The organism is Microcystis sp. M_QC_C_20170808_M9Col (assembly GCF_007095495.1).
GTDB lineage: Bacteria > Cyanobacteriota > Cyanobacteriia > Cyanobacteriales > Microcystaceae > Microcystis > Microcystis aeruginosa.
Genome location: NZ_SFBZ01000192.1, coordinates 1 through 9,036, shown reverse-complemented (window position 1 = coordinate 9,036; position 9,036 = coordinate 1). Strand labels below are relative to the sequence as shown.

Here is a 9,036-nt window from a genome sequence, read left to right as displayed (position 1 = left end):
AATTAGGGGTCTCAAGCTCCCCCTAACGGCCACCGAGAAAACCTTCACCAGCTAAGTATTTTTACTCAAGTCTCTGGAGGGGGACAGCTTATGTGACAGTTGAGGGTGCGGAATGTGGGATAGAATACCTCATTCGGGGTACGATAGTGCGATGCCAAAGGCACTGCGTAGCAGAGCGCAATCTTGTAGGGTGCGTTCCCTAATGCAACTTCCTCGTGGGTTGGGTTGAGCGAAACAAGACTGGGGCGAAAATAGCTCAATTCGCTTGAAAAAGCGAAACCCAACCACCCCAAAGGCTACTCTTTGTTGGGTTTCCTTGGGTCAACCCAACTACAATAATTGCTGCTCTATTGATCGCCCATTTTCAGACCAAAACTCGAAGTATAAGCAGATTAAATATTACTACCTATTGACAAATTAGTATATATGTTGTATAAGAACGGGTGATATACAGAAAGTTGACCCATATCGTTACTCTGGAGAGTGTTATGCAGAAAGTTGACCTATAATATATAGTTAGGCCGCTTAGTATTTGAGTCATCACTATGTATGCCTAAACTAACGCTTCAAGTCCGAACCCATGACAACTTGTTAGAACTACTCGCTCAATCTGAATCGGGAGCTTGTCTGTATGGATATCGCGGCTACACTAAATGAAATTACAACTTTAAGTGTTGAGGATAGAATCCTTCTGGTTCAAGCGATTTGGGACAGTATTGCAGTGGAACAGGTGTATCCTGATTTAACCGAGGCGCAAAAACACGAACTCGATCAGCGGATTGAGGGTCATAATAATGATCCCGATAACGTCCTCACCTGGGAAGAGATGAAAGCATCAGTCAGAAAGCAAGCATGAAGTATGTACTGGTATTTCGTCCAGAAGTCCGTGACGACCTCAGGGATGCCTATGATTGGTATGAGAGTCAACAAGCTGGTTTGGGTGATGAATTTATTGATTGTGTAGATGACTTACTCAATCAGATCGGCATGATGCCAGAGTCTTATGCAATCGTTTATCTGGACATTCGACGAGCAGTCATCAAACGATTCCCATATGCTGTCTACTATCGAGTGATTTCAAGTCGGGTCGTTGTGACCGCGATTTTTCAAGGTCGGCGTGATCCAAAGTCATGGCGATCGCGAACCTAACAACCCCAATGCACCGGACCATTGAGGTTATTGGTTAGTGCGATGCCAAAGGCACTGCGTAGCGACAGCGCATCGCCTCGTGGGTTGGATTGATCGAAACAATACTGGGGCGAAAATAGCTCAATTCGCTTGAAAAAGCGAAACCTAACCACCCCAAAGGTTACTCTTTGTTGGGTTTCCTTGGGTCAACCCAACCTAAAATAATTGCTGCTCTATTGATCGCCCATTTTCAGGTCAAAACTCGAAATATAAGCAGATTAAATATTACTACCTATTGACAAATGAGTATATATGTTGTAGCCCTATATTTTTGTTAATGGTGAGGTGCAAGGTCTCTGGTTTTGGGAAACTCTAGAACTGCGGAAGGGGTTGTAAGCGAACGGTAATCAGTTATCATTAAGAAAACGCCGGATCGTTAACCTAACAGAATTAACCCCACAATCCCACCCGAAAAGCTTGAAAAACAGGGAACCGGTTATGCCAACCACCTACGATTGCGATTTAATTCTCTGGGCCCGGGATACGGCTCAACTTTTGCGGGAACAACGCTGGGATGCCATTGACTGGGAGCATTTAATCGAGGAAATCGAGGATTTGGGGAAAAGTGAACGCAGTGCGATTGGTTCTCAAATGGAGCGAATTTTGCTTCATCTGCTCAAGTGGCAATATCAACCCCAACGGCGCTCCGATAGTTGGCTGGATTCCATCAATGATGGGCGATCGCAAATTCGTCGTAAGTTAGAGGATAGTCCCAGTTTACGCGGTTATCCCGCGCAAATTTTGGATAAGGAATATACCAGAGCGCGTCGAGAGGCCGCCAAACAAACAGGTTTAGTCCTCAGCATTTTTCCCGAGTTTTGTCCCTATACTATCGCGCAGGTGATCGAAGATTGGTGGCCCAGTGATAGCCCAGATTAAAGGTTAAATAATATCAGCCAGACTGGGAAACTATCTGATCAAATTAGTCCCCCCAGAGAACCCCCTTGAGCCACATAGCACACTTTTCTTTTTTTGTCAAATTTTATGTTAAGAAAGATGTAGCTAATGGATAGGGGGATGATCAAGAATTAACCGTCTTCGTATTCGGGGATTCTCTCTTTTTTCTTCTCGGTGATATTGACGCGGGGGGGATTGTAATCCGGTTCCACGTCATCATCCCACATATCATCCTCGGCCTTATCCTCGTAATCGTCGTACTGAGGACGAGAAAAGCTTTCTGTGCGTTCTGAGCGCGCTTCTCCCCAGTTATCTTCTTCTTCCTCGTATTCTTCCTCATAATAACGAGCTTCGGCCCGTTTTTGCGGTGGGGGAGTGGCGCGCAGGGGTTCTTTTTCCCATTCGTCTTCACTCCAGCGTTCTTCAACGGGTTTAGCGGCCTCAACGGGAGTGCGGAGGGGAATACCCGTACCTAACTGATTTTCCGGACGAGCAGCGGGAGTATAATAAGCTTCTTCCTCTTCTCTTTCCCAGGGGGGACGACCAATACCCAAACGTTCCAAAACCCCCACACTAACCTGCGTGAGACGTTCTTCGGCCCCTTCAAAGACAATTAAGCGATTCGGACCGCTGCTAACCACTTCTTCAATGGCAATTTCGTAGGTACTGATCAATTGTTCGGGGATAAGAGGCAATCCCAGGGAAGCGATGACAATGGAATGTAATTGACCACTAAGGGGATCAAATTGATAATCGCGGACTTTGCCTAAAGGTTCGCCGGTTTCCGTGATCACTTCACTACCGATTAAGGGAGTATAAGCATCGATATCGACGGATTCCAAGACGTTATCATCTTCAACGAGAACCACGTCTCCTGTCTGACTGATGCTCGATAAATACATATATTGAGGCATTCCCGACAAGGAGAGGATATTATCGCGGAGTCCCAGGGCAACCACTTCTCGTTGATCGATATCTACTAGGATATCTTTAACAACGCCGAGTTTTTTGCCTGTATTGCGAGTGATAACCTGTGTATTTAAAAATTCTGAACGTAAGCGACTATTCTCTGTGATCATTTTTTCCTATGGGTAGGCGTTAGGTCGTGGGAATACGAGTTATTGTAGGCTTAATATATAGGGCGAGATCGAGGGTTAATTTACCGATATTGGCTTAGATCTTAAAGTTCCCTGAGATTAACACTTTTTTTGGCCTTGTTTGGGCGATAGTTTCGGGTGATAGATAGGGTTAAACCCATTTTAGCTAATTCTTTACATTTTTTTAGTAACAACAAAGCAGGAGCTAGAGAGAAACTCCCTTGGCTCCTGCTGTCTAGATTCTGATTACATAGTTAAAGACTGCACCTCAGTTTCGATCAGTTTCGCTAAGTCTTGCAGGAAGGAGGCCGCATCGGCCCCGTAGATGACTCGGTGGTCACTGGTGAGATTAACCGTCATCTGTTTTTGCACTCCGAATAAACCATCTTTATTGACGACGATTTGGGGACGGGAAGCACCCACGGCTAGGATCGCACCTTGGTTGGGGGGTAAGATAGCCGTAAAGCGATCGACTCCGAACATTCCCAGATTAGAAATGGTAAAAGTACCGCTATTGTATTCTTCCGGTTGCAGTTGTTTACTGCGGGCGCGATCGACTAAATCTTTCCAACTGCGGGAGAGGGAATAGATATCCATCTGGTTAGCAGAGCGCAAAACCGGCGTAATTAAGCCACCATCGGGCATAGCTACGGCTACGGCCACGTTAATTGCCCCATGGTATTGAATTCCTGCGTCGCTATAGCTGGCATTAACTATAGGATGTTTAGCGAGGGTGTTGGCTACCGCTTTTGCTAACAGGGCCGTCATGGTGACACCCTTGGATTTTAGCTGTTGATAGAGTTGATCCAGTGGGTCGGTGGTGATAGTGTAGCCCACTTGGAAGGTGGGAACCTGTAGGCTAACCGACATATTCTGGGCGACGGCTTTTTGTAGAGTGGTGAGGGGAACAGTCCGACCGACCGGGGCGCTGGCCGGAATCGGGGCTTTAGGAGCCGCTACAGGGACGCTGACGGGTTGCGGGGGAGTAATGACGGGAGCGGGGGCGGTGCTGACTTTTCCTGTCGCTTTTTCTACGTCTTCGGCGGTAATTCGTCCGTGGGGACCGCTACCCACTAGGGTTTTCAGATCCACCTTTAATTCTTTAGCCAGTTTTTTGGCTCTGGGAGAGGCGACTAAACGGCCATTTTCTTTAACGGCGGCGACGGGGATCGAAACGGGAGGCGGAGCGATTTCTGGGGTCTCTACGGGCTTGCTAGGGGCGACTGCGGCGGTTTTTCCCTGAGCTTTTGCCAGTTCAATTTCCTCTTCGGTTTCGGCGATATAGGCGATCGCTTCCCCCACGGGTGCTTCCTGGCCAGCTTCGACTAAAATTACAGCGAGATAGCCATCATAAAACGATTCCACGTCCATGTCGGCTTTGTCGGATTCGACCACTAACACCGTTTCCCCTTTGCTGACTTTTTCCCCGGGGGACTTCACCCAAGAAACTATTTTTCCTTCGGTCATGGTGGAACTGAGCGCGGGCATGAAGATATCTCGAATCATGGTGGAGTGCTTCTATCTCTAATGTTTTGAGCCATAGGGCATTTTACCACAGTTGATGGGGTTGGGGGTGTGGGGAAGTGGGAAGTGGGGTGTGGGGTGTGGGGAAGTGGGGAAGTGGGAAGTGGGAAGTGGGAAGTGGGAAGTGGGGTGTGGGGTGTGGGGTGTGGGGTGTGGGGTGTGGGGTGTGGGGTGTGGGGTGTGGGGAAGTGGGGAAGTGGGGAAGTGGGGAAGTGGGGAAATAGGGAAATAGGGAAATAGGGAAATAGGGAAGCTGTCTCATCACCCTATCACCCCAAAACCCTATCACCCTATCTCCTGCCTCCTGACTCCTGACTCCCGAATACTGATGACTGGTGACAGAGGGAAAAAGAGAAGGGAAAACAGCCCCTTCTCCGTCGTATCTAGACAAAAATTGTTCTAGTTGCCAATATAGACCGGTTGTGCTTGCAGAGATTCGACTAAACCGCGCACAGCTGCCACCATAGCCACTTCATTATCCAATTGATTGATCGCCGAACCAACACCGATACCGGCCGCTCCAGCAGCGATCGCCATAGGAGCGGTGACAATCGATAAACCGGAAGCGCAGAGGACGGGAACTTTAACCGCATGGGAAATAGCGTGGGCTGCCGCTAAAGTCGGGGCAGCTTTTTCAATCAGTCCCAAAATACCGGCGTGACGGGGTTGACTGCTAGTGCCGCCTTCGGTTTGAATAATGTCAGCACCCTGACTAACTAAAGCTTCCGCTAGTCTCACCTGTTCATCGAGGGGCAGCAGATGGGGAACTGTCACAGACAGGGTAATTTCGGGCAGTAAGTCGCGAGTTTGGCGGGTTAGGGCTAAAACTTCCGCCGCCTCAAAAATGCGTCCTTGAGCATAAAAACTATCGAAATTACCGATCTCAATTAAATCGGCCCCGGCCGCCACTGCCATCAGCAACAATTCTGGCTCGACGGCCGATACACACACGGGTAAATTTGTCAAGGCTTTTACCGCCCGAATTAGGTCAGCATTAGCGGCAATATCGACAAAAGTTGCTCCTCCGGCTGTAGCGGCTTTAACTACTGAGAGAACCTGCGAGCGATCGAAATTATTTAACCCACTGATCACTTTCAGGGCATGACGACGGGCGAAGGCTTGCTGTAAGGTAAAATTGATCATTAATCTACACCTATCTGGAATTCTCAAAAAACATTTTCCCACCTTCTCGCTAGTAAGAGGGTGGGATTTGAGAATTCTTAGGGAAATTTTCTTTAATTTAGGTTTTGATTCTCTTGGTTTTTGCGCTTGAGGTTTTGCAGTTGTTGCAGCAGTACCTCGATTTCCGCTTCTAGATGCAGGTATTTCACCTGTTGGTCAGCTTGGTAGGTGGTGCGAATCTGTTTCATGGCGGAGGATTCCTTAGTTAGTACAGTTGTCATAGCGGTATCTATAGAGTGCTAATTATGTTTAATTGTTTCAATTTGTATATAGTACCTTAACAATGTCTTAAAGAAAACCTTTTTATGGTAGTTTCTCAACTGGCACAGGATGAAAGAGGGGAAAAATTCTTGCAACCAAAGGGATCGGAGTGCGATATACTCAGTCGCGAACGATATTGGCAAGCATGACCATGGTAGCGGTAGCAATTTTAGCGGCGGGTAAGGGAACCCGAATGAAGTCCAGCCTTCCGAAAGTTTTACATCCCCTCGGCAGTCGATCGCTGGTGGAACGGGTCCTTAATGTCAGCGAATCCTTACATCCGCGGCGAAAACTGGTGATTATCGGTTATCAGGGAGAACAGGTGCGAAATACTCTACAGCATCTTGAGGATATCGAATTTGTCGAACAAAAGGAACAGTTAGGCACTGGCCATGCTATTCAGCAGTTAATCCCCCATTTAGAGGACTTTCAGGGGGATTTGTTGGTCTTAAATGGCGATGTTCCCCTGTTGCGTCCCGAAACCTTGCAAAATCTTCTCCAGATTCATAAAAACCATGGTAACGCTGCCACCCTCTTAACTGCTAACCTCCCAAACCCGAAAGGTTACGGTCGAGTTTTTTGTGATGGCAATAATCTCGTTAAGCAGATTGTGGAAGAAAGAGACTGTACCGATGCCCAACGACAAAACCACCGGATTAATGGAGGTATATACTGCTTTAATTGGTCAAAATTAGCGGCTATACTGCCTAATTTAACCCCCAATAACGATCAAGGTGAATATTACCTCACGGATGTGGTCAATTTTCTCGATCCCGTTATGGCTGTGGATGTGGAGGATTGTTTAGAAATTAGCGGCATTAACGATCGCAAACAATTGGCCGCCGCCTATGATATCCTACAAACTAGAGTCAAAGATGATTGGATGGCCGCTGGAGTCACCATTATTGACCCCGATAGTGTCACCATTGAGGATACTGTCACCCTCAGTCCCGATGTGATTATTGAACCCCAAACCCATCTGCGCGGTGAGACGATAATCGCTTCTGGTTGTCGTCTCGGTCCGGGGAGTTTAATCGAAAATAGTCGGATAGGCAGCGATGTAACGGTCTTATTTTCGGTTATTTCTGATAGTCAGGTGGATTCTGGTTGTCGCATCGGTCCCTACGCTCATTTGCGCGGAGAAGCGAAAATTGGGGCTAATTGTCGAGTCGGTAATTTTGTTGAAATTAAAAAAAGTAGCATCGGCAATAAAACCAATATTGCCCATTTATCCTATCTGGGAGATGCCACTTTAGGGGAAAAAGTGAACGTTGGTGCGGGAACAATTACTGCTAATTACGATGGCGTGAAAAAACACCAAACTCTGATCGGCAGTGGCACAAAAACTGGGGCAAATAGTGTTTTAGTGGCTCCTTTAAAATTAGGAAAAAATGTCACCGTGGCTGCCGGTTCAACTATCACTAAAAATGTCCCCGATAATGCTTTAGTTATTGCTCGCGAAAGTCAGCGTGTGATCGAAAATTGGGCAGATCAGTTTCAGTAAGTACCTAAGCAAAATTAATTACACATTTCGATCAAGCTTTTGCCTTTTGCCTCTTGCCTTTTGCCTATCCTAACCAAGAAATTAATTTTGCACGACTACTTAGGTTAATTCTGGGATTTAAGCTAAGAAAACTGTTGCTAAATTCCGAGATTAGAGTCAAGATAAACGGGGAGGGAAAGAAAGAGGGGTTGAGTACCATTCAACCGGCGTTGCTGATTTGAGATATGAATCTTCTTTTGTGGGATTTTTAAAACCTAGACCCAAACTAACTTTTGGATGGGTGCAAGATTGTCATTCATACCTTGATTCAGCAACGCCCTTTTTTTTGCTTCCTCTCAGATTAACTCCTGTCAGTTCGCCGTAACAGACAAGGCGGTCAGTGATTTTTGTCTGTTGCAATTTATTTTAATTTTCCAAAGTCTTAATTGTAACCACCTGCGGCGGTGTAGAATCAGGTGGATAAATAACATCTAATTGTACTTTTATTTGAGTTCCTGGTTTTAAATCTAGTTTTAATAAAGGATCTAAAACCTGCCCTGTTCTATGCCATAAATGTACATAACGGGTTTGTTGTTTACCTTGATCATCGCTATATTTTAAACGCACTGTACCACGGAAAAAGGGAAAGTCTAATGATGGTTTTCTAAATTTAATTCCTTTTTCAGATAGTCTATCTTCTTTTAATGGAGTTTCTAAAGTGATGCTAACTGTCTGATTTTTATTAGTGTTATTAGTTAAAGGTATGTTGAGTTGATATTCTACCCCATAGTTACCATGTGCTTCGTAAGCAGTATCAGGATACCGCACTAGCATTTTTGCGGTTTGGCTTTGTTCTGTTCCTAACCTTCCACCCCGTAAGGTGGCTATGGGATAAGAAATAATTTTACCTGGTTCGGGAATAGTCAGGGTTTGGGTTTTGGTGTTGTCTGTGAGGTTTGCTTTCCATGTTGCACCTTCGGATATACCTGCGACTCTGCTGTAAATTAATTGACCTCCTTTTGCATCTGGGGGTGTGGGGGTTTTATCTCTTGGTCCTGCAAAGTTACCGTTATTTAATAAGTCTTGCCATTCTTTTAATGTGGGTGCGCGCTCGCTACCATCAGCATTTTTTTTCGCAAACATGGCTAAACTCGCTGCATAAATTTTACCACTGCTATTTAATCGGAAAAAACTGGATCTCCCATTGACAGGTTTTTCTAAATTTCTGACTGGTATAGGATGGTTTAATAACATTTGACTTCCCCCAGCAGGAATGACTATTCTTGCTGGAAATTCTGGCTCTTCGTTACCCTTTATGCTAAATCAACATACAAGATGCCAAGATAACATACTTCTAACCCAAAAATTCCGAAAGTTTCTAAAGCCATAGCCTCTCCGTTTTAT

The 9,036-nt window shown here is 45.9% G+C and carries 9 protein-coding genes; 4 read left to right on the top strand and 5 right to left on the bottom strand.

Features of this window, described 5'->3' with window-relative positions:
• Window positions 1-631: 631 nt before the first annotated feature.
• The 3 genes from EWV68_RS11415 (at window position 632) to EWV68_RS11405 (ending at window position 2,067) form a co-directional block, all read left to right on the top strand.
• A complete protein-coding gene (locus EWV68_RS11415) occupies window positions 632-856 on the top strand; it encodes an addiction module protein (protein ID WP_008199613.1) in 225 nt (74 codons plus the stop codon).
• On the top strand, window positions 853-1,149 hold the full coding sequence (locus EWV68_RS11410) for a type II toxin-antitoxin system RelE/ParE family toxin (RefSeq protein ID WP_061430401.1): 297 nt from the start codon (window positions 853-855) through the stop codon (window positions 1,147-1,149). Before EWV68_RS11415 ends, EWV68_RS11410 begins: the two co-directional genes overlap by 4 nt.
• A 477-nt stretch (window positions 1,150-1,626) precedes the next feature.
• Window positions 1,627-2,067 carry a DUF29 domain-containing protein gene (locus tag EWV68_RS11405; RefSeq protein WP_287169840.1) on the top strand — a complete coding sequence of 147 codons (441 nt, stop codon included), beginning with the start codon at window positions 1,627-1,629 and terminating at the stop codon, window positions 2,065-2,067.
• Window positions 2,068-2,216: 149 nt separating this feature from the next.
• On the opposite strand, the gene EWV68_RS11400 is transcribed toward EWV68_RS11405, so the two are convergent.
• The 4 genes from EWV68_RS11400 to EWV68_RS11385 form a co-directional block, all read right to left on the bottom strand.
• Window positions 2,217-3,164 carry a PRC-barrel domain-containing protein gene (locus EWV68_RS11400; RefSeq protein WP_061430398.1) on the bottom strand — a complete coding sequence of 316 codons (948 nt, stop codon included), beginning with the start codon at window positions 3,162-3,164 and terminating at the stop codon, window positions 2,217-2,219.
• A 264-nt stretch (window positions 3,165-3,428) separates the two neighbouring features.
• Entirely contained in the window at window positions 3,429-4,688 is a 1,260-nt protein-coding gene (locus tag EWV68_RS11395; protein WP_287169838.1) for a dihydrolipoamide acetyltransferase family protein, read from the bottom strand.
• Window positions 4,689-5,105: 417 nt separating this feature from the next.
• Window positions 5,106-5,849, bottom strand: a complete 744-nt coding sequence (locus EWV68_RS11390; RefSeq protein WP_061430396.1) for a DUF561 domain-containing protein — start codon at window positions 5,847-5,849, stop codon at window positions 5,106-5,108.
• A 92-nt stretch (window positions 5,850-5,941) separates the two neighbouring features.
• Window positions 5,942-6,109: a hypothetical protein gene (locus EWV68_RS11385; RefSeq protein WP_002801704.1), complete on the bottom strand. Its 168-nt coding sequence runs from the start codon at window positions 6,107-6,109 to the stop codon at window positions 5,942-5,944.
• Between the two features lie 191 nt (window positions 6,110-6,300).
• Between EWV68_RS11385 and glmU the strand changes: the two genes are divergently transcribed.
• Window positions 6,301-7,653 (top strand): bifunctional UDP-N-acetylglucosamine diphosphorylase/glucosamine-1-phosphate N-acetyltransferase GlmU, encoded by a 1,353-nt coding sequence (gene glmU, locus EWV68_RS11380; protein WP_061430395.1) that lies wholly within the window; start codon window positions 6,301-6,303, stop codon window positions 7,651-7,653.
• A 405-nt stretch (window positions 7,654-8,058) separates the two neighbouring features.
• Here the strand turns inward: glmU and EWV68_RS11375 are convergent, their stop codons facing one another.
• On the bottom strand, window positions 8,059-8,886 hold the full coding sequence (locus EWV68_RS11375) for a DUF3370 domain-containing protein (protein ID WP_353737394.1): 828 nt from the start codon (window positions 8,884-8,886) through the stop codon (window positions 8,059-8,061).
• Between the last annotated feature and the right edge of the window lie 150 nt (window positions 8,887-9,036).